The 19,475-nt window shown below is 57.7% G+C and carries 17 protein-coding genes; 10 read left to right on the top strand and 7 right to left on the bottom strand.

What is annotated here, in order from left to right; all coding sequences use genetic code 11:
- Positions 1-10: 10 nt before the first annotated feature.
- Together mepM and lpxM are read left to right on the top strand one after the other, a co-directional pair.
- Positions 11-1,330: a murein DD-endopeptidase MepM gene (gene mepM / locus ABLX76_RS05035; protein WP_023290249.1), complete on the top strand. Its 1,320-nt coding sequence runs from the start codon at positions 11-13 to the stop codon at positions 1,328-1,330.
- Between the two features lie 118 nt (positions 1,331-1,448).
- Complete coding sequence (gene lpxM, locus ABLX76_RS05030; protein ID WP_044523984.1) at positions 1,449-2,420, top strand: lauroyl-Kdo(2)-lipid IV(A) myristoyltransferase; 972 nt, start codon at positions 1,449-1,451, stop codon at positions 2,418-2,420.
- Between the two features lie 30 nt (positions 2,421-2,450).
- On the opposite strand, the gene dcuR is transcribed toward lpxM, so the two are convergent.
- The 3 genes from dcuR to ABLX76_RS05015 all read right to left on the bottom strand — a co-directional run bounded on the left by dcuR (position 2,451) and on the right by ABLX76_RS05015 (position 5,916).
- Complete coding sequence (gene dcuR / locus ABLX76_RS05025) at positions 2,451-3,167, bottom strand: two-component system response regulator DcuR (RefSeq protein ID WP_086075576.1); 717 nt, start codon at positions 3,165-3,167, stop codon at positions 2,451-2,453.
- Between the two features lie 53 nt (positions 3,168-3,220).
- A complete protein-coding gene (locus ABLX76_RS05020; protein ID WP_065881155.1) occupies positions 3,221-4,906 on the bottom strand; it encodes an NAD-dependent malic enzyme in 1,686 nt (561 codons plus the stop codon).
- A gap of 62 nt (positions 4,907-4,968) precedes the next feature.
- Positions 4,969-5,916 carry an AEC family transporter gene (locus tag ABLX76_RS05015; RefSeq protein WP_087849344.1) on the bottom strand — a complete coding sequence of 316 codons (948 nt, stop codon included), beginning with the start codon at positions 5,914-5,916 and terminating at the stop codon, positions 4,969-4,971.
- Positions 5,917-6,332: 416 nt separating this feature from the next.
- Here ABLX76_RS05015 and ABLX76_RS05010 point away from each other — a divergent pair, with 416 nt between their 5' ends.
- A complete protein-coding gene (locus ABLX76_RS05010; RefSeq protein ID WP_049013980.1) occupies positions 6,333-7,667 on the top strand; it encodes a 2-hydroxycarboxylate transporter family protein in 1,335 nt (444 codons plus the stop codon).
- 63 nt (positions 7,668-7,730) lie between these two features.
- Here the strand turns inward: ABLX76_RS05010 and pyk are convergent, their stop codons facing one another.
- Both pyk and ABLX76_RS05000 read right to left on the bottom strand, forming a co-directional pair.
- Complete coding sequence (gene pyk / locus ABLX76_RS05005) at positions 7,731-9,173, bottom strand: pyruvate kinase (protein ID WP_002911440.1); 1,443 nt, start codon at positions 9,171-9,173, stop codon at positions 7,731-7,733.
- A gap of 125 nt (positions 9,174-9,298) precedes the next feature.
- Positions 9,299-10,204: a MurR/RpiR family transcriptional regulator gene (locus ABLX76_RS05000; RefSeq protein ID WP_072096624.1), complete on the bottom strand. Its 906-nt coding sequence runs from the start codon at positions 10,202-10,204 to the stop codon at positions 9,299-9,301.
- Between the two features lie 159 nt (positions 10,205-10,363).
- On the opposite strand from ABLX76_RS05000, the gene ABLX76_RS04995 reads away from it, so the two are divergent.
- From ABLX76_RS04995 to ABLX76_RS04980, 4 genes are all read left to right on the top strand, one after another.
- A complete protein-coding gene (locus ABLX76_RS04995) occupies positions 10,364-10,513 on the top strand; it encodes a hypothetical protein (RefSeq protein ID WP_032453387.1) in 150 nt (49 codons plus the stop codon).
- A gap of 10 nt (positions 10,514-10,523) precedes the next feature.
- Positions 10,524-11,999 (top strand): glucose-6-phosphate dehydrogenase, encoded by a 1,476-nt coding sequence (zwf, locus tag ABLX76_RS04990; RefSeq protein WP_086075572.1) that lies wholly within the window; start codon positions 10,524-10,526, stop codon positions 11,997-11,999.
- A 222-nt stretch (positions 12,000-12,221) separates the two neighbouring features.
- Positions 12,222-14,033, top strand: coding sequence for a phosphogluconate dehydratase (edd, locus tag ABLX76_RS04985; RefSeq protein WP_023290242.1), 1,812 nt, complete (start codon positions 12,222-12,224; stop codon positions 14,031-14,033).
- Positions 14,034-14,071: 38 nt separating this feature from the next.
- The gene (locus tag ABLX76_RS04980) at positions 14,072-14,713 is read left to right on the top strand and encodes a bifunctional 4-hydroxy-2-oxoglutarate aldolase/2-dehydro-3-deoxy-phosphogluconate aldolase (protein ID WP_002911423.1); all 642 of its coding nucleotides are present in this window, start codon (positions 14,072-14,074) and stop codon (positions 14,711-14,713) included.
- 58 nt (positions 14,714-14,771) lie between these two features.
- Here the strand turns inward: ABLX76_RS04980 and purT are convergent, their stop codons facing one another.
- The gene (gene purT, locus ABLX76_RS04975; protein ID WP_218810796.1) at positions 14,772-15,950 is read right to left on the bottom strand and encodes a formate-dependent phosphoribosylglycinamide formyltransferase; all 1,179 of its coding nucleotides are present in this window, start codon (positions 15,948-15,950) and stop codon (positions 14,772-14,774) included.
- A 135-nt stretch (positions 15,951-16,085) separates the two neighbouring features.
- Between purT and ABLX76_RS04970 the strand changes: the two genes are divergently transcribed.
- Complete coding sequence (locus ABLX76_RS04970) at positions 16,086-16,433, top strand: YebG family protein (protein WP_023290240.1); 348 nt, start codon at positions 16,086-16,088, stop codon at positions 16,431-16,433.
- Here ABLX76_RS04970 and ABLX76_RS04965 read toward each other — a convergent pair.
- Entirely contained in the window at positions 16,372-16,548 is a 177-nt protein-coding gene (locus ABLX76_RS04965) for a PT domain-containing protein (protein ID WP_348874107.1), read from the bottom strand. The two genes, ABLX76_RS04970 and ABLX76_RS04965, sit on opposite strands and share 62 nt — an antisense overlap.
- Positions 16,549-16,634: 86 nt before the next feature.
- Here ABLX76_RS04965 and ABLX76_RS04960 point away from each other — a divergent pair, with 86 nt between their 5' ends.
- Together ABLX76_RS04960 and ptrB are read left to right on the top strand one after the other, a co-directional pair.
- On the top strand, positions 16,635-17,294 hold the full coding sequence (locus ABLX76_RS04960) for a tellurite resistance TerB family protein (RefSeq protein WP_032453375.1): 660 nt from the start codon (positions 16,635-16,637) through the stop codon (positions 17,292-17,294).
- Between the two features lie 120 nt (positions 17,295-17,414).
- Positions 17,415-19,475, top strand: coding sequence for an oligopeptidase B (gene ptrB / locus ABLX76_RS04955; protein WP_186976664.1), 2,061 nt, complete (start codon positions 17,415-17,417; stop codon positions 19,473-19,475).

Here is a 19,475-nt window from a genome sequence, read left to right as displayed (position 1 = left end):
AAGTGAATACGTGCAACAGATAGCCCGCGCTGTCACTCAGGCATTTAACAATCTGCCACGACCTCATCGCGTCATGCTGGGGTCGCTTAGCGTTCTTACCTTAGCGGTCGCCGTCTGGCGACCCTACATTTACCACCCGGAATCCGCCCCCATCGTCAGAACCATTGAACTGGAAAAAAGCGAGATCCGCTCCCTGCTGCCGGAAGCCTCCGAGCCGATCGACCAGGCCCCGCAGGAAGAAGAAGCCATTCCTCAGGATGAACTCGACGAAAAAGCCGATAGCGATGCCGGCGGGCACGAATACGTGGTGTCGACCGGCGATACCCTCAGCAGCATCCTGAACCAGTACGGTATCGATATGGGTGATATCGCCCAGCTCTCCTCCGCCGATAAAGAGTTGCGTAATCTGAAGATTGGCCAGCAGCTCTCCTGGACCCTGACCGCCGACGGCGATCTGCAGAGTCTGACCTGGGAGATGTCCCGCCGCGAAACCCGCACCTACACCCGCGTGGCTAACGGCTTTAAAATGAGCAGCGAGCTGCAGAAAGGCGACTGGGTCAACAGCGTGCTAAAAGGCACCGTCGGCGCCAGCTTTGTCTCCAGCGCGCGCGATGCCGGGCTGACCAGCACGGAAATCAGCGCGGTGATCAAGGCCATGCAGTGGCAAATGGATTTCCGTAAGCTGAAGAAAGGCGATGAGTTCTCGGTATTGATGTCGCGCGAAATGCTTGACGGCAAACGCGAGCAAAGCCAGCTGCTTGGCGTGCGCCTGCGTTCTGACGGAAAGGACTACTTTGCCATTCGTGCCGAAGACGGAAAATTCTACGACCGCAACGGGACGGGGCTGGCGAAAGGCTTTATGCGCTTCCCGACGGCGCGTCAGTTCCGCGTCTCCTCTAACTTTAACCCGCGTCGTCTGAACCCGGTCACCGGGCGCGTCGCGCCGCACCGTGGCGTCGATTTCGCGATGCCGCAGGGAACGCCTGTGCTGGCGGTGGGTGATGGCGAAGTGGTGGTGGCCAAGCGTAGCGGCGCCGCCGGGTATTACGTGGCCATCCGCCACGGCCGTACCTATACCACTCGCTACATGCACCTGCGTAAGCTGCTGGTGAAGCCGGGGCAGAAAGTGAAGCGCGGGGATCGTATTGCGCTGTCGGGGAATACCGGACGCTCTACCGGGCCGCACCTGCACTACGAAGTGTGGATCAACCAGCAGGCGGTCAACCCGCTGACGGCGAAACTGCCGCGTACCGAAGGGCTGAGCGGTTCCGACCGTACCGATTATCTGGCGCAGGTCAAAGAGGTCGTTCCGCAGCTGCGGTTTGACTAACCACCGGTCAGTGAAAAGCCGGTGCCCCAAGGGCGCCGGCTTTTTATTTTGTAGGATACCCAACGTCTCGCTACACTATCCCATTATCTTGATTAAGCAGTCGATCTGCGGATTGGGCATGGAAACGAAAAAAAATAATATTGAGTTTATCCCTAAGTTTGAAAAATCTTTTTTACTGCCGCGCTACTGGGGCGCCTGGCTGGGGGTCTTTGCCTTCGCCGGTATTGCGCTGACGCCGCCTTCCTTTCGCGATCCGCTTCTCGGCAAACTCGGTCGTCTGGTCGGGCGTCTGGCGAAAAGCTCGCGCCGCCGGGCGCAGATTAATTTGCTGTATTGCTTCCCGGATAAAAGCGAGCACGAGCGGGAAGCGATCATCGACGCCATGTACGCCTCGGCGCCGCAGGCGATGGTGATGATGGCCGAGCTGGGCCTGCGCGATCCGCAGAAAATTCTCGCCCGCGTCGACTGGCAGGGTAAAGCGATCATCGACGAGCTGCAGCGCAATAATGAAAAGGTGATTTTCCTCGTCCCGCACGCTTGGGGCGTGGATATCCCGGCGATGCTGATGGCCTCCGGCGGGCAGAAGATGGCGGCGATGTTCCACAACCAGGGTAACCCGGTCTTCGATTACGTGTGGAATACCGTACGTCGTCGTTTTGGCGGAAGGATGCACGCGCGCAACGACGGGATCAAACCGTTTATTCAGTCGGTGCGCCAGGGTTACTGGGGCTACTATCTCCCCGATCAGGATCACGGCGCCGAGCACAGCGAGTTTGTGGATTTCTTCGCGACCTATAAGGCCACGCTGCCGGCGATTGGCCGTTTAATGAAGGTATGCCGCGCCCGCGTCGTTCCGCTGTTCCCGGTCTACGATGGCAAAACGCATCGCCTGACGGTGCTGGTGCGCCCGCCGATGGACGATCTGCTGGACGCTGACGATACAACGATCGCCCGGCGGATGAACGAAGAGGTGGAGGTGTTTGTTACGCCGCACACCGAGCAGTACACCTGGATCCTGAAGCTGCTGAAGACGCGCAAGCCGGGTGAAATCGAGCCCTACAAACGCAAAGAGCTGTACCCTAAGAAGTAGTCTGCAGGCGCGCCAGTGGGCATTCCCGGCTCACTGGCTATATTGCGTCAGCAACATCATGTTCTCAGCCGCAAGCCGGTAACGATACTCCGGTCGGCCGGTGATACCGTAGTGATTGCTGGTGAATAGCACGTTGATCTGTTCCAGCCAAATCAGGTATTTGCGGCATGAAACTCTGGAGATCTGCAGTGCCGCCGCCAGCTCATTGGTTGAAAAATCTCGCGCCTGATGAGCGATTATCCACCGGCACACCAGGCGAAGCGTTTGCGGCGTCAGCCCTTTCGGCAAGCGGCGGGGGCCGTCCTGTTGTTGAACCCCGCGGCGTAGCAGGGTGTCGATATCCGCTTGGGCGTAGCAGGATTTCGCTTGCTTCGCATCGCGTTTATTGCGCCAGGTTCGCAGGGCTTGCTCAAAGCGCGGAAACTGAAACGGTTTAATCAGGTAATCAACCACGCCATAGCGCAGCGCCGTCTGCACGGTGAGCGCATCGGCGGCGGACGTCATCATGATGACATCAATATTCCGCCCATCAGCGCGAAGCGCCGGCAGCAGGTCCAGGCCGCTCTCCTGTTGCATATAGACATCCAGCAGCAGCAGATCGATCGGCGCCAGATGGCTCAGCATCGCGTTGGCATCGGCGATCGTCGTCGCGACTCCGCAGCAGTGAAAATCAGCTACCTGGCTGATAAACAACCGGTTCAGTTCGGCCACCATAGGATCATCATCGACAATCAGCACATTGAACATGGGTGGTTCCCCCGAGTGGCGGGAAGCCAGCCGGCTTCCCGCGAGATGAGCGATCACAATGACGAACGTTTATACGCGGTGTAGCGCGCTCGCCAGAAGGTTTTATCGATATTCGCCGCCAGCTGCGCCTCGTCAATCTGCGGCGCTACGCCGTCCAGTTGAGCCGCGCGGGCGACCTCTGCGGCAATAGCCCGTGAGATCATCTCGATCTCTTCTACCGGCGGCAGTAAACCGCCGGTTTCGCGGGTCGCCAGAGGCGAGTGGGCGGCCAGCGTTTTACTGCAGGTGATAAGCATTGCTTCGGTGACGCGCTCGGCTTTACTGGCAAGGATCCCCAGCCCCAGACCGGGGAAAATATAGGCGTTGTTGCACTGGGCAATGTCGTAGGTTTTGCCGTCATAGAAGACAGGGTCGAACGGGCTGCCGGTGGCGATGAGCGCGCTACCCCGGGTCCACTCCAGCAGATCCTTCGGCTGGGCCTCGGCTCGGGAGGTGGGGTTAGAGAGCGGCATAATAATCGGACGCGGGCAGTGCCGATGCATCTCTTTCACTATCTCTTCGCTAAACAGCCCCGGCTGGCCTGACACGCCGATCAGCACGGTAGGGTGGACGTTGCGTACGACATCCATCAGCGACAGCTGGGCCGCCTCGGTATCCCAGTGGGCGATACTGGCTCGGGGGGTGACCAGCTCGCGCTGAAAATTGAGCAGATTAGGCATCTCATCAGTCAGCAGACCAAAGCGGTCAACCATAAAGATGCGGCGACGTGCTTCCGTTTCTGAGAGCCCATCATCCACCATCAGCGCAATGATTTTTTCCGCAATGCCGCATCCGGCCGAACCGCCGCCAAGGAAAACCACCCGCTGGTCGCGGAGCGACGTCCCGGCGGCGGCAGCGGCGGCGATCAGGGTTCCCGAGGTCACGGCGGCGGTTCCCTGAATATCATCGTTAAAACAACACAGCTGGTGTCGATAGCGGTTGAGCAGTCGCGTGGCATTCTTTTGGGCAAAATCTTCAAACTGGAGCAAGACATTCGGCCAGCGCTGCTGAATGGCATGAACAAACATGTCCATAAACTCCAGGTACTGCTCATCGCTGATGCGCGGATGTCGCCAGCCCATATATAGCGGATCCTCCAGATGCTGCGGATTGTTGGTCCCGACATCTAACATAATGGGCAGCGTTGATGCCGGGTGAATGCCCCCGCAGGCGGTATATAACGAGAGTTTGCCAATGGGGATCCCCATACCGCCGATCCCCTGGTCGCCCAGCCCCAGAATACGCTCGCCATCGGTTACCACGATGACTTTGATATCGTTGCGGGAAAACCCCTGAAGCATCTCGTCAATATGGTGACGGTTGGGCCAGGAGATGAACAGGCCGCGTCCCCGGCGATATATTTCTGAAAAGTGTTCGCACGCTTCACCCACCGTCGGGGTATAAATAATGGGCAGCGTCTCTTTCATATGGCTGCGCAGCAGGTTATAGAATAACGTCTCGTTTGTGTCCTGAATATTTCTGAGATAAATATGGCGCGAAATGCTTTTTTTGAACTGACAAAACTGACCCCATGCGCGCTCGGTTTGTTCCTCAATGGTTTCCACATTGTGCGGTAACAGTCCCTGAAGATTAAACGCTGTGCGTTCGCTTTCCGTAAACGCGAGGCCTTTATTTAATAACGGGTTTTCCAGCAGGACAGCACCGTTATAGGGGGTGTATAAGGTTTCTGTGGCTAACATTACATGACTCCTGAATATCAAATTAAAACATTACCTGATGTCTTGGTGTTTTATTTCTGTGATTACGAAATGAGATAAATCATGACGCCTTCGGTGACCACGCCGATGGCGGTGCCCAGCAAAATAGAAGATGAGGCGGGTTCAATATAGGTATCGCTGCGCAGGGCAAACATCCCCGCCGCGATAGCGGAAGGCGTGGCGCCAATGATAATAACCTGTTGCATCAGGGAATGACTGAGCCCAAAGGCCAGCCCGGCCAGCGCCATCATGGCCGGCTGGATCAGGTTTTTAATACTAATGTTGGTGCAGGTTTGAATATTGACTGTCGGACGTTCACCGTAAAACAGCAGCCCAAGGGCGAACAGTGACAGACCGCCGGCGATTTTACCCACCATTTCGACGGGCACGCTGAGCAGAGGCGGCAGCTGGATCCCGGCCAGGCTGAGCAGCACCCCGGAAATGGGGATCCAGACAATGGGATTTCGCACGGCGTTAAGTAGGTTTTGCAGGATCAACTGCTTGGCGTGGAGCTGGGGAGCCTCAGCGTCTCCGGGCTGGTCTCCCATGCGGATCAGGATGATGGTCAGAGGGATCATCAACACGCTGGTCACCAGGTTTCCGATAAGCACCCCGAGAAAGCCCTCCGGACCTATCAGCACCGCCAGCACGGGGGCGCCAAAGTAGGCCATATCGGGGAAGGCGCAAACCAGCGACTGAATCGCGCTGGTTTTAATATCATGACGAAAAACGTAGCGCGAGATCAGTAGCGTAAGAAAATACGACCCCATCAGACCAATAACCAGCACCGCCATAAAGGTGAAGTTTTTTATTTTATCCGGGCTGGTATGTAATGCGCCGATAAAAAGATGAAAAGGAAGGGCAAAGCGGATAACCACCGTGGCAAGAACGGAGGCGTCCTCACGGCGGGTATAGCCGAGTTTACCGCTAAGCCATCCGAGCAGCATGATAAATACCAACGGGAAAAGAGATTGCAAGAGCAGTGAAGGCATAAAATGTCCTGACATATATTATCGGGTTGTTGTGCTGCCAATCTAACGATCCCCTAATATTTAAAAGGTGATAGCCATCACAGTCATCTGGCTTTAAATAATTTCGCCTTGGCTACTTTACTTACAAATAGAGAAAAGATTATTAAATCATAGCGTTGTATTAACAGAGTTCATTATTTTAGCTGGCGATAACTTTAGCTTCGCGATAATAAATTAAATTACTTAAAATAAACTTTATGGCTCAGTCACAAAGCCGGCAGCGTTAATACGGTTGTCGTTTTTAGTTTTAAAGTCCTGTGCTACCGTTTCAGTGTATTTAGTTGATACCGCGTTTAGTGCTTTTTAGTTCATAGTGCTGCGCGATTTTAATATTGCATCCTGACCCTACGTGACCTCCTTATTATTCAGGTAAAAATATGAAAAATAATTCACTCAACCACCCGATAGATAAAACGTTGCCGAACGGGCAAGCGACTCGACTTTTCGCCAATATCGAAGTCGGCGCCGTGCCGTTAACGCTGTTTATAGGTATCGCCGCGATAGTGGCGCTCTCCGCTGGCGCGGGGTTGTTGCCAAAAAACATGATTGGCGGACTGGCGGTCATCATGACCCTGGGGTTCGCACTGGCGAAAATTGGCCGCATGGTGCCGGTGTTAAAAGATATTGGCGGTCCGGCGATTTTGTGTCTGATGACGCCCTCAGTGCTGGTCTACTTTGGCGTATTTGAAGCGCATACGCTCGATACCGTGCATTTGCTGATGAAGGAGGCCAATCTCCTCTATTTCGTCATCGCCTGCCTGGTGGTCGGCAGTATCCTTGGCATGAACCGCACGATTCTGATCCAGGGGATGGTGCGCATGTTTGTCCCGTTGGTGGTCGGAACCGGCGCGGCAATCGTAACCGGCCTGCTGGTGGGCAGCTTATTCGGCTACAGTATGTATCACACCTTCTTCTTTATCATTGTGCCGATTATCGGTGGCGGCATCGGCGAAGGGATCCTGCCGTTGTCGCTGGCTTATTCGGCGATCCTCGGACAGGCGCCAGATGTCTACGTGGCTCAACTGGCGCCGGCGGCGGTGGTGGGTAACATCTTCGCCATTATCTGCGCCGGCTTTCTGGCCCGCATGGGCGCTCGTCGCCCGGCGCTGTCCGGCAACGGGATGCTGATCCGCAGCCATGAAGATAATAGCGTCTTTGCGCAGAATCAGAGTACGCAGCCCACCGATTTTCAGCTCATGGGCGCCGGGTTGCTGATGATTTGCGCCTTTTTCATCATCGGCGGTCTGCTGGAGAAGGTGGTGCATATTCCGGGGCCGGTTCTGATGATTCTGGCGGCGGTATTCTGCAAATATACAAAAGTTATCCCGGCGGCGATGGAGCTGGGGGCGCACAGTTGCTACAAGTTCGTCTCCGCCGCGCTGGTGTGGCCGCTGATGATCGGCCTGGGCATGCTGTATGTACCGCTGGAGAGCGTGGTCTCGGTCTTCTCCGTTGGCTACGTCGTGGTGTGCGGCTCCATTGTCATTGCCATGGCGCTGAGCGGGTTCTTTATCGCTTCACGTCTTAATATGTATCCTGTGGAAGCCGCCATCGTTACCAGCTGCCACAGCGGGCTGGGCGGAACGGGGGATGTCGCCATTCTCTCGGCCTCAAACCGCATGGGATTGATGCCGTTTGCACAGATTGCGACGCGTATCGGTGGGGCGTCGACGGTGATCGCTGCGACGCTATTGCTGAGCTGGATGGTGTAGCCTGCCGGGCGTTGGGCAAAAAAATACCTGCCAGCCGTAGCGCTGGCAGGTAGAGACCGAGGCTTACTCGACGGTGAGGATACGCGTGGTGTTGGTGCTGCCGATGGTACTCATCACGTCACCCTGGGTAACGACCACGAGATCGCCGGAGACCAGGTAGCCTTTGTCCCGCAGCAGATTGACGGCATCGTGCGCAGCGGCCACCCCGTCATTCTGGCTGTCGAAGAACACCGGCGTCACCCCGCGGTAGAGGGCGGTCAGGTTCAGGGTGCGCTCGTGGCGGGACAGGGCGAAAATCGGCAGACCGGAGCTGATGCGCGAGGTCATCAGCGCGGTACGGCCCGATTCGGTCATGGTGATGATGGCCGTGATGCCTTTCAGGTGGTTGGCGGCATACATCGCCGACATGGCAATCGCTTCTTCCACGTTGTCGAACTGGACGTCCAGACGGTGTTTGGAGACGTTGAGGCTCGGGATTTTTTCGGCGCCCAGACAGACGCGCGCCATCGCGGCCACGGTTTCCGACGGGTACTGACCGGCAGCGGTTTCCGCGGAGAGCATCACCGCATCGGTACCATCCAGCACGGCGTTGGCCACGTCCATGACTTCCGCACGGGTCGGCATCGGGTTGGTGATCATCGACTCCATCATCTGGGTGGCGGTGATGACGGAACGGTTCAGCTGACGCGCACGACGAATCAGCGCTTTCTGGATGCCCACCAGCTCCGGATCGCCGATTTCGACCCCGAGGTCACCGCGGGCAACCATCACCACATCGGAGGCGAGGATCACGTCGTCCATGGCGTCCTGGTCGCAGACGGCTTCCGCACGCTCGACTTTGGCGACGATTTTCGCATCGCAACCGGCATCGCGCGCCAGGCGACGGGCGTAGTTCAGGTCTTCGCCGCAGCGCGGGAAGGAGACGGCGAGATAATCGACGCCAATTTTAGCGGCGGTGACGATATCGGCCTTGTCTTTGTCAGTCAGCGCTTCGGCAGACAGGCCGCCGCCCAGCTTGTTAATCCCTTTGTTGTTGGACAACGGGCCGCCGACGGTCACTTCGGTGAACACTTTCATCCCCTGAACTTCGAGGACTTTCAGCTGCACGCGACCATCGTCGAGCAGCAGGATATCGCCAGGCACAACGTCCGCCGGCAGGCCTTTATAGTCGATTCCGACTTTCTCTTTGTCGCCTTCGCCCTTGCCGAGGTTGGCGTCGAGTAGGAATTTGTCGCCGACGTTGAGGAAAATTTTGCCTTCTTTAAAGGTCGATACGCGAATTTTTGGTCCCTGGAGGTCGCCGAGGATGGCTACGTGACGGCCCAGTTTTGCCGCAATCTCACGCACTTTATCGGCACGGAGCTGATGATCTTCCGGGGTGCCGTGAGAGAAGTTCATACGCACTACGTTTGCGCCCGCGGCGATAACTTTTTCCAGGTTGTTATCGCGGTCAGTTGCCGGGCCTAAGGTAGTAACGATTTTGGTTCTGCGAAGCCTTCTGGACATGTAATACTCCGTTGACTGATACAACTTTGGTGTTGCGTGAACATGGATTCGGTAGCGCCAGCCTGCAACGTCGCACAGCCGGATCGTTATCGAAGGTGTAATGGGGTACTGCTTGTTATCAACTTTTATTGATTATCACTGGGTACGAACGGTTCTTTATCAAAACGCGATTCCTTCAGCGCTTCCTTGACCCTCTTCAAGTTATCTCTGAATTTTGCTCCCCGGCGCAGGGTAAAGCCAGTCGCCAGCACGTCAATGACGGTCAACTGGGCCAGACGCGAGACCATTGGCATATAGATGTCAGTATCTTCCGGCACATCCAGGGTAATGGCCAGCGTGGCTTCCCGGGCCAGCGGAGAGCCGGGAGAGGTGAGGGCGATCACCATGGCATCGTTTTCACGGGCCAGCTGCGCCAGCTCCACCAGGCTCTTGGTCCTTCCGGTATGCGAGATAATCACCACCACATCATCGTCATCGCAATTCATACAGCTCATGCGTTGCAGGACAATGTCGTCGGAATAGATGACCGGCACGTTAAAGCGGAAAAATTTGTTCATCGCGTCATGAGCGACCGCCGCCGAAGAGCCCAGGCCGAAAAAGGCGATTTTTTTGGCCTGAGTCAGGAGATCCACCGCGCGATTCACTGCCGACATGTCGAGAGAATGATGGACCTGATCTAAACTCGCCATGGCCGATTCAAATATTTTTCCCGTGTATGACTCAACGCTGTCGTCTTCATCAACATTGCGGTTAACATAGAGTGTGCCGTGCGCAAGGCTCTGGGCGAGATGCAGTTTGAAGTCAGGAAAGCCGCGGGTTTCGAGACTGCGGCAAAAGCGATTGACGGTCGGTTCGCTCACCCCGGCCTCAAGGGCGAGGGCGGCGATGCTCGAATGAATGGCCTGCGCGGGGGTGGCAAGGATCACTTCCGCCACTTTGCGTTCAGATTTGCTAAGGTGTTCCAGTCGGGACTGGATTTTTTCCAGCATGTTCATTAGTAACAGGGCGCTCATCAATGGAAACGATTTCATTAATGGGTGAAATCATCGGGCGTTTTAGCAAGAATATACCCCTCCGCAAGCGCAAGCGGTGAGGAATGACGGGAAAAAATGTTGTTTTTTTTCATTACATGATCAGAGTCGTATTTTACTGACCTGAAACAGGTACAAACAACGAGCAATATCAGCCAGATGCCCAAATCATCGCCGAATGTTTTCACCCTGTGCGGTTTTCCCGCCGCAAACGGAGGGGAAGGCTTTCGGGAAATACGTAAACACAGTACAGTGCAGTGTAAGAAAATTACAAATATAGCCTGGCAAAAGCACCAGACTATCAACTGAGGAGAATGACATGGCGGTAACGCAAACGGCCCAGGCATGCGACCTGGTCATTTTCGGCGCGAAGGGCGACCTGGCGCGGCGTAAATTGTTGCCTTCCCTGTATCAGCTTGAAAAGGCGGGCCAGATCCACGCCGACACCCGGATCATTGGCGTCGGCCGTGCCGACTGGGATAAAGCGGCTTACACCAAAGTGGTGCGCGAAGCGCTGGAAACCTTCATGAAGGAAAAAATTGATGAAGGTTTGTGGGATACCCTGAGCGGACGCCTGGAGTTCTGTAATCTTGACGTCAATGACACCAGCGGCTTCACCCGCCTGGGTGACATGCTGGACCAAAAGAATCGCGTCACCATCAACTATTTCGCCATGCCGCCGAGCACCTTTGGCGCCATCTGTAAAGGTCTGGGCGAAGCGAAGCTCAATGCCAAGCCTGCGCGCGTGGTCATGGAAAAACCGCTGGGCACCTCGCTGGAAACCTCGCGGGAAATCAACGATCAGGTCGGCGAGTTTTTTGAAGAGTGCCAGGTCTACCGTATCGACCACTACCTCGGAAAAGAGACGGTCCTCAACCTGCTGGCGCTGCGCTTTGCCAACTCCCTGTTCGTCAATAACTGGGACTGCCGTACCATCGATCATGTGGAAATCACCGTCGCGGAAGAGGTAGGCATTGAAGGGCGCTGGGGGTACTTCGACCAGGCCGGACAGATGCGCGACATGATCCAGAACCACCTGCTGCAGATCCTGTGCATGATTGCCATGTCGCCGCCGTCCGATCTCAGCGCCGACAGCATCCGTGATGAAAAGGTCAAGGTGCTGAAATCCCTGCGCCGTATTGACCGCTCCAACGTGCGCGAGAAAACCGTTCGCGGCCAGTACACCGCCGGCTTTGCCCAGGGCAAAAAAGTGCCAGGCTACCTCGAAGAAGAGGGGGCGAACAAAACCAGCAACACCGAAACCTTCGTGGCGATCCGCGTTGATATCGATAACTGGCGCTGGGCTGGCGTACCGTTCTATCTGCGCACCGGCAAACGTCTGCCGACCAAATGTTCCGAAGTGGTGGTTTATTTCAAAACGCCGGAGCTGAACCTGTTTAAAGAGACCTGGCAGGAGCTGCCGCAGAACAAGCTGACTATTCGCCTGCAGCCGGACGAAGGGGTGGATATCCAGGTCCTGAACAAAGTGCCGGGCCTCGACCACAAGCATAACCTGCAGATCACCAAGCTGGATCTGAGCTACTCCGAAACCTTCAATCAGACGCATCTGGCCGATGCCTATGAACGTCTGCTGCTGGAGACCATGCGCGGTATCCAGGCGCTGTTCGTCCGCCGTGATGAAGTGGAAGAGGCGTGGAAGTGGGTGGACTCTATCACCGAAGCCTGGGCGGCCGACCGCGATGCGCCGAAACCGTATCAGGCCGGGACCTGGGGACCCGTGGCCTCGGTGGCCATGATCACCCGCGATGGCCGCTCGTGGAACGAGTTCGAGTAAGCTCGCGGTCTTATCCGTCAGGGTTATTTTACCGGTAACATGATCTGACGCAGAAAGTCGCACGCTTTTTAATCTTTTAAGCCCCGTGAGGATTCACCCACGGGGCTTTTTTTATTACACTGCCTACAGACATTTTGCCCCTGAGCGCTGGTGTTGGTGGCTTCGGGCACCAAAACACGTCATCTCGCAGCGGCCGGACAGATAAAATTTTGAGGAGCCTTTATGAATTCGACAATGTTACGGGTAACAAATCGCATTATCGAACGGTCGCGTGATACCCGCGCGGCTTACCTCGCAAGGATTAACCAGGCCAAAACCGACACCGTGCATCGTGCGCAACTGGCCTGCGGCAATCTGGCTCACGGTTTCGCGGCCTGTCAGGCCGACGACAAAGCCTCCCTGAAAAGCATGTTGCGCAACAACATCGCCATCATCACCTCCTACAACGATATGTTGTCCGCGCATCAGCCCTACGAACACTACCCGGATATCATTCGCAAAGCGTTGCACAGCGCCAATGCGGTCGGCCAGGTGGCCGGCGGCGTGCCGGCGATGTGCGACGGCGTGACCCAGGGACAGGACGGCATGGAGCTCTCTCTCCTGAGTCGCGAAGTGATCGCCATGTCCGCGGCCATCGGCCTGTCGCATAACATGTTCGATGGCGCGCTGTATCTCGGCGTGTGCGATAAAATTGTGCCCGGACTGACCATGGCGGCGCTCTCATTCGGCCACCTGCCGTCGGTCTTTATTCCCTCCGGTCCGATGGCCAGCGGCCTGCCTAATAAAGAGAAGGTTCGCATTCGCCAGCTATACGCTGAGGGCAAAGTTGACCGCATGGCGCTGCTGGAGTCCGAAGCCGCTTCTTACCACGCTCCGGGGACCTGTACGTTCTACGGTACGGCGAACACCAACCAGATGGTGGTGGAGTTTATGGGCATGCAGCTGCCGGGATCGTCCTTCGTCCATCCGGATGCCCCGCTGCGGGAAGCGCTGACCGCTGCCGCCGCGCGCCAGGTCACCCGCATGACCGGCAATGGCAACGAGTGGATGCCGTTGGGCAAAATGTTTGACGAAAAAGTGGTGGTCAACGGCATTGTGGCGCTGCTGGCGACCGGCGGTTCCACCAACCACACCATGCACCTGGTGGCGATGGCCCGCGCGGCGGGCATCATCATTAACTGGGATGATTTCTCCGACCTGTCAGACGTGGTGCCGCTGCTGGCGCGCCTCTACCCCAACGGCCCGGCGGATATCAACCATTTCCAGGCGGCGGGCGGCGTTCCGGTTCTGGTGCGCGAGCTGCTGAAAGGCGGCCTGCTGCATGAGGACGTTCACACCGTCGCCGGCTTCGGCCTGTCGCGCTACACCCTCGAGCCGTGGCTCAACAACGGCGAGCTGGACTGGCGGGAAGGCGCGACGGCGCCGCTTGACGATCAGGTCATCGCGACTTTCGAGAAACCGTTCTCCCGTCACGGCGGCACCAAGGTGCTGAGCGGTAACCTCGGCCGTGCGGTCATGAAAACCTCGGCAGTCCCGGTAGAGAACCAGGTGATTGAAGCGCCGGCGGTGGTGTTCGAGAGCCAGCACGACGTGTTGCCGGCCTTTGAAGCGGGTCTGCTGGACAAAGACTGCGTGGTGGTGGTCCGCCATCAGGGGCCAAAAGCGAACGGGATGCCAGAATTACATAAACTTATGCCGCCACTTGGTGTATTATTGGACCGCCGTTTCAAAATAGCGCTGGTGACCGATGGCCGACTCTCTGGCGCCTCCGGTAAAGTCCCGTCAGCCATCCATGTCACGCCTGAAGCCTATGATGGTGGGTTGCTGGCGAAAGTGCGCGATGGCGATCTTATTCGCGTGAACGGGCAGACGGGGGAACTGACGCTGCTGGTGGACGATGCCGAACTGGCGGCGCGTCAGCCGCATATCCCTGACCTCAGCGCGTCGCGCGTAGGAACCGGTCGGGAGATGTTTGGGGCGCTGCGTGAGAAGCTCTCTGGCGCGGAGCAGGGCGCAACCTGCATCACTTTTTAAGACGATTTAATTTCTAGATCTGGCGAGAGAAAATCCTGATGAAAAACTGGAAAACAACAGCAGAAGCAATCCTCACCTCCGGTCCGGTTGTCCCGGTTATCGTAGTGAAAAAGCTGGAACACGCGGTACCGATGGCGAAAGCGCTGGTCGCGGGCGGCGTGCGCGTCCTGGAAGTGACTCTGCGCACCGAGTGCGCCCTGGAGGCGATCCGCGCGATTGCTAAAGAAGTGCCGGACGCGATTGTCGGCGCGGGCACAGTTACCAACGTCGAGCAGCTGAAAGCGGTAACAGAAGCCGGCGCGCAGTTCGCTATCAGCCCGGGACTGACCGAATCTCTGCTGAAAGCGGCGACCGAAGACGGCACTATTCCGCTGATCCCGGGGATCAGCACCGTCTCCGAGCTGATGCTGGGCATGCAGTACGGTCTGAAAGAGTTTAAATTCTTCCCGGCGGAAGCCAACGGCGGCGTGAAAGCGCTGCAGGCGATTGCTGGTCCGTTCGGTCACATTCGTTTCTGCCCGACCGGCGGTATCTCCCCGGCCAACTACCGTGATTACCTGGCGCTGAACAGCGTGCTGTGTATCGGTGGTTCCTGGCTGGTGCCGGCCGACGCCCTGGAAGCTGGCGACTACGATCGCATCACCACCCTGGCGCGTGAAGCGGTGGAAGGCGCGAAGTAAACCGCGCCTCAAGGTCAACAACCCGGTCAGCGGCAACGCGACCGGGTTTTTTTATTATTTATCCTTCGACGATAACCGCCGCGGCGGCGGTTTTAGCCCGCGCTACGGCCTCTTCCACTGAATCGGCGACGGCGAGGGTCACCCCCAGACGACGGGTGCCGTCAATCTCCGGCTTGCCGAACAGACGCAGCTGCAGGCCAGCTCCGACGGCCGACTGCAGCTGGCCGAAGCTGACGTTCTGGCTGGTCAGCTGCGGAAGGATCACCGCGGAAGCGGCTGGGCCATACTGGCGGATGGCGCCGACGGGCAGCCCAAGAAAGGCGCGAACGTGCAGAGCGAATTCCGAGAGATCCTGCGAAATAAGCGTCACCATTCCGGTGTCGTGCGGGCGCGGGGAGACTTCGCTGAAGATCACCTCGTCGCCGCAAACGAACAGCTCCACGCCGAACAGGCCATGCCCCCCCAGCGCCAGCACTACCTTACGGGCGATATCCTGAGCGCGTTCAAGGGCCAGGTCTCTCATCTGCTGCGGCTGCCAGGATTCACGATAATCGCCATCTTCCTGACGATGGCCGACCGGGGCGCAGAAATGCACGCCATCGACGGCGCTGACGGTGAGCAGGGTGATTTCAAAGTCGAAATTCACCACCCCTTCGACGATCACCCGCCCGGCGCCGGCGCGGCCGCCCTGCTGGGCGTAGCGCCAGGCTTCGCTGAGCTGGTCAGCCGAGCGGATAAAGCTTTGTCCTTTACCGGAGGAGCTCATCACCGGTTTGACGATGCACGGCAAGCCGATCTCCGCGACCGCCGCGCGGAAGACGTCTTCACTGTCGGCGAAACGGTAGCTGGAGGTGGGGAGCTGCAGCTCTTCTGCCGCCAGACGGCGAATGCCTTCGCGGTTCATGGTGAGCTTCGCTGCCCGCGCCGTGGGGACCACTTTCTGCCCGGCCTGCTCCAGTTCGACCAGGGTATCGGTGGCGATAGCTTCGATCTCCGGCACGATGTAATCAGGTTTTTCCTGTTCGATCAGCGCGCGCAGGCTCTCGCCGTGCAGCATATTGATGACGTGGGCGCGGTGGGCGACCTGCATCGCCGGGGCATCGGGGTAGCGGTCGACGGCGATAGTTTCAATGCCCAGGCGCTGACATTCAATGGCGACTTCTTTACCCAGCTCGCCGGAGCCTAACAGCATAACTTTGGTGGCTGCCGGGCGCAGCGCGGTGCCTAATACAGTCATAACTCTCTTCCGCAGTAAAAAAAGATGCGGTCGATTATAAACGAAAACGTTTGCGTCTGTCTTTACGCGCGTGAGTTGAGTCCGGAAGGGAAATTTGTTATACTGTATAAAAATACAGTATCAAGAGGCTGCAGCATGGCGGTTGAAATTAAATATGTGGTGATCCGCGAAGGTGAGGAAAAAATGTCTTTTGCCAGCAAAAAAGAGGCCGACGCTTACGACAAAATGCTCGATCTGGCAGAGGTGCTGAATGACTGGCTGGTAGCATCGCCGCTGGAAATGGATGATGCCCAGCGCGATACCATGGCGATGTGGCTGGCGGAGCGTAAAGAGGCGCTGCAGCATATCCTGCGCGCCGGCAAACTGCCGGAGCAGGATGCGACTGCGCACGATGCGCCCGCGCCGTCAACGGACGCAGAGGCTACCCCGGCGGAAGATGCCGCCGCGCCGGCTGCCAAAACGCGGAAAGCCAAAGCGGCCTGATGGCTGGCTGGCTGGCTGGCTGGCTGGCTGGCTGGCTGGCTGGCTGGCTGGTCGGTTGGTCGGTTGGTCGGCTGGTCGGCTGGTCGGCTGAACCCGGTACCGCCGCCGCGCGCACCTTTGCGCATCTTTAGCCATATCTAACATTTCCTGACATCGCGTCGTTTAGGCTGATAACAGTGTTTGTCACCTGAGAGGAAAACCATGGCTAACTGGCTAAATCAACTGCAGTCGCTGCTCGGACAGCAGGGCGCGTCGCCGTCCGGCGAATCGTCAAAAGGAAGCGCTCTGCTGCCCGGCGCCATCGGCGGGCTGGCAGGGCTGTTGGTGGCCAGCAAATCGTCACGCAAGCTGCTGGCGAAATATGGCACCAGCGCGCTGCTGGCTGGCGGTGGGGCAGTAGCGGGTACTGTGTTGTGGAACAAGTATCAGCAGAAAATGCGCGCTCAGAACACGCCCGCCCCGACACCAGAGACGGCTGCGGCGCCGGCGGATGTCGATCCGCGCAGCGTGCGGCTGATCACCGCCCTGGTGTTTGCCGCCAAAAGCGATGGGCATATCGACGATCACGAGCGGGCGAAGATTGAAGCCCAGCTTCGGGAGGCCAATATTGACGTTCAGGCCAGGGTGTTGATTGACCAGGCGCTGGCTCAGCCGCTGGATCCGCAGCGTCTCGCCGAGGGCATCGTTGACCCGCAGGAGGCGCTGGAGATCTACTACGTCAGCTGCGCGGTGATCGATATCGACCACTTTATGGAGCGCAGCTATCTCAACGCCCTGGGTGAGGCCCTGGCGTTGCCAAAAGATGTCCGGGCCGACATCGAACAGGATATCCAGTCACAAAAACAGGCGCTAAGCGTTTAAATTATCACGTTTCGCTTGCATCGCCCGCGTCTTTTGCCACCCTTATAGACACGTCATCATTCAGGCGCCACCCTGCGGCCTGAATGCTCTTGTGTCACGAAAAAGCAGCAGAAGAATAACATGCCACCTAAAGCCAAACGGATCCCTCACGCCATGACCTTGCATGGCGATACACGCATCGATAACTATTACTGGCTGCGCGACGATGAACGCGCGCGGCCTGATGTGCTGGAATATCTGCACGCGGAAAACGCCTACGGCAAGCAAGTGATGGATTCGCAGCTCAGCCTGCAGGAGCGTCTGCTGAAAGAGATTATCGACCGCATTCCGCAGCGGGAAGTCTCGGCCCCCTACAGCAAAAACGGCTTTCGCTATCGTCAGGTGTACGAGCCGGGCTGCGAATACGCTATCTACCAGCGCCAGTCGGTGCTGAAAGAGGAGTGGGACGAGTGGGAGATCCTGCTTGATGCCAACCAGCGGGCGGCGAAAAGCGAGTTTTACACCCTGGGCGGGCTGGGCATTGCGCCCAACAACCAGCTGATGGCGGTGGCGGAAGATTATCTCTCCCGCCGCCAGTACGGGCTGCGCTTTTGCGACCTCAGCAACGGCGAGTGGTATCCGGAGACCCTGGAAAATGTCACCTCCGGCTTTGCCTGGAGCAACGATTCACGCTTTGTGTGGTATGTGCGTAAACATCCCACCACGCTGCTTCCTTATCAGGTCTGGCGCCACACCGTCGGGACGCCGGCGCAGAGCGACGCGCTGGTCTATGAGGAAAAAGATGAGACCTTCTACGTCAGCGTGCATAAAACCACATCCCAGCAGTTCGTGGTGATCTATCTCTCCAGCGCCACCACCAGCGAAGTGCTGCTGCTCAACGCCGAATTGCCAGACGCCGAGCCGGTCTGCTTCCTGCCGCGGCGTAAAGATCATGAATATAGCCTCGATCACTATCAGCACGCTTTTTATCTGCGATCCAACCGGGAGGGGAAGAATTTTGGCCTCTACCGTACCGTGCTGCGCGATGAAGAGCAGTGGACCACGCTGATCCCGCCGCGTCACGACGTGATGCTCGAAGGATTTACCCTGTTTACCGACTGGCTGGTCGTCGAGGAGCGTCAGCGCGGCCTGACCAGTTTGCGGCAGATTAACCGCAGGACCCGGGAGGTGGTAGGGATCGCCTTTGACGATCCGGCCTATGTCACTTGGCTTGCCTATAACCCGGAGCCTGAAACGTCGCGCCTGCGCTACGGCTACTCCTCGATGACCACGCCCGACACCCTGTTTGAGCTGGACATGGATACCGGCGAACGACGGGTGATCAAGCAGCAGGAGGTGAAGGGGCTGGACACCCGCTGCTATCAGAGCGAGCACCTGTGGGTGACCGCCCGCGATGGCGTCGAAGTCCCGGTCTCGCTGGTCTACCATCGCGACCATTTTCGTAAAGGGAGCAATCCGCTGCTGGTCTATGGTTATGGCTCGTATGGCGACAGTATCGATGCCGATTTCAGCGCCAGCCGGCTGAGCCTGCTCAACCGGGGCTTTGTCTACGCTATCGCCCACGTTCGCGGCGGCGGCGAGCTGGGCCAGCAATGGTATGAGGACGGTAAATTCCTGTGTAAGAAAAATACCTTCAACGACTATCTGGACGTCTGCGACGGGCTGCTGGCCCAGGGGTACGGCGACCCGCGGCTCTGCTATGGCATGGGCGGCAGCGCCGGCGGGATGCTGATGGGGGTGGCCGTTAACGAGCGTCCAGAGCTGTTCCACGGCGTAATAGCTCAGGTGCCGTTCGTCGACGTGGTGACCACCATGCTGGATGAGACCATTCCGCTGACGACCGGCGAATTTGAAGAGTGGGGGAACCCGCAGGATGAAACCTATTACCACTACATGAAAAGCTACAGCCCCTACGACGGCGTGAAGGCGCAGGCGTATCCGCATATGCTGGTGACCACCGGGCTGCACGATTCCCAGGTGCAATACTGGGAGCCGGCGAAGTGGGTGGCGAAACTGCGTGAACTGAAAACCGACGATAACCTGCTGCTGCTCTGCACCGATATGGACTCCGGCCATGGCGGAAAATCCGGGCGCTTTAAAAGCTATGAGGGAGTGGCGCTGGAGTACGCCTTTTTCATCGCCCTGGCGCAGGGGACACTGCCGGGGAAAGCGGCAGTGTAG

It is taken from the genome of Klebsiella sp. JB_Kp004 (assembly GCF_040065795.1).
GTDB classification, from domain to species: domain Bacteria; phylum Pseudomonadota; class Gammaproteobacteria; order Enterobacterales; family Enterobacteriaceae; genus Klebsiella; species Klebsiella quasipneumoniae.
This window is presented reverse-complemented; position numbering and strand designations above follow the sequence as displayed.

Coding starts and splice junctions, on each gene's coding strand:
- purT (WP_218810796.1), bottom strand. CDS start 15,950: ATGACTGTATTAGGCACCGCGCTGCGCCCGGCAGCCACCAAAGTTATG.
- zwf (WP_086075572.1), top strand. CDS start 10,524: ATGGCGGTAACGCAAACGGCCCAGGCATGCGACCTGGTCATTTTCGGC.
- ABLX76_RS05020 (WP_065881155.1), bottom strand. CDS start 4,906: ATGTTAGCCACAGAAACCTTATACACCCCCTATAACGGTGCTGTCCTG.
- ABLX76_RS04980 (WP_002911423.1), top strand. CDS start 14,072: ATGAAAAACTGGAAAACAACAGCAGAAGCAATCCTCACCTCCGGTCCG.
- ptrB (WP_186976664.1), top strand. CDS start 17,415: ATGCCACCTAAAGCCAAACGGATCCCTCACGCCATGACCTTGCATGGC.
- pyk (WP_002911440.1), bottom strand. CDS start 9,173: ATGTCCAGAAGGCTTCGCAGAACCAAAATCGTTACTACCTTAGGCCCG.
- ABLX76_RS05000 (WP_072096624.1), bottom strand. CDS start 10,204: ATGAAATCGTTTCCATTGATGAGCGCCCTGTTACTAATGAACATGCTG.
- ABLX76_RS05010 (WP_049013980.1), top strand. CDS start 6,333: ATGAAAAATAATTCACTCAACCACCCGATAGATAAAACGTTGCCGAAC.
- lpxM (WP_044523984.1), top strand. CDS start 1,449: ATGGAAACGAAAAAAAATAATATTGAGTTTATCCCTAAGTTTGAAAAA.
- ABLX76_RS04995 (WP_032453387.1), top strand. CDS start 10,364: ATGCCCAAATCATCGCCGAATGTTTTCACCCTGTGCGGTTTTCCCGCC.
- ABLX76_RS04960 (WP_032453375.1), top strand. CDS start 16,635: ATGGCTAACTGGCTAAATCAACTGCAGTCGCTGCTCGGACAGCAGGGC.
- ABLX76_RS04970 (WP_023290240.1), top strand. CDS start 16,086: ATGGCGGTTGAAATTAAATATGTGGTGATCCGCGAAGGTGAGGAAAAA.
- edd (WP_023290242.1), top strand. CDS start 12,222: ATGAATTCGACAATGTTACGGGTAACAAATCGCATTATCGAACGGTCG.
- ABLX76_RS05015 (WP_087849344.1), bottom strand. CDS start 5,916: ATGCCTTCACTGCTCTTGCAATCTCTTTTCCCGTTGGTATTTATCATG.
- dcuR (WP_086075576.1), bottom strand. CDS start 3,167: ATGTTCAATGTGCTGATTGTCGATGATGATCCTATGGTGGCCGAACTG.